At 60.5% G+C, this 517-nt stretch carries 1 protein-coding gene; it reads right to left on the reverse strand.

Features of this window, described 5'->3' with window-relative positions:
* Positions 1-492: ISL3 family transposase (locus AAY72_RS00935; protein WP_057785215.1), on the reverse strand; the 492-nt coding region annotated here is incomplete at its 3' end.
* Positions 493-517 lie beyond the last annotated feature (25 nt).

Below are 517 nucleotides of genomic sequence, written 5' to 3' on the forward strand. Positions count from 1 at the left end.
GCGGTAGCGCTTGTTCAGGTATAGCTCGTCAATGCCCAGGATGCGGGGCGTCTCGAAGCGGTGCCAGCGCCCCAGCAACTCGGCGCGGGCGTTGAAGATGTCGCGCACCGTCTTCTCGTCCAGGCCGGTCTGTGCCGCCACAAAGGTGTAGGGGTGGTTGAAGGATTCCTTCTCCACGTACTCATGCAGCCGCAGTGTCATACGGAATCCGTCCACCATCTCCGGTAGCTGGGGCCTGAATGTTGTCTTGCAGGCCCGGCAGGTGTATCGGCGGCGGACCACCCAGAGAGTGACCCGCTTGCCGTGGATGGGCAGATCACGATAGGGAACGTCACGCTTGCCGAACCGTACGAACTCACCCTGCACGCCGCATTCCTCGCAGGCGATGGGATCGGGCACGTCCACCTGGAAGTGCATTTCGTCGTCGGTTGATTTGCAGCCCAGTACTTGGTATTGCGGCAGGTGAAGGATGTTGTCGGGAAGTTCGGTCATGGTGTTGTATAGGCGTAGGTGTCAG

This window comes from Alishewanella sp. WH16-1 (assembly GCF_001441695.1).
Taxonomy (GTDB): domain Bacteria; phylum Pseudomonadota; class Gammaproteobacteria; order Enterobacterales; family Alteromonadaceae; genus Alishewanella; species Alishewanella agri.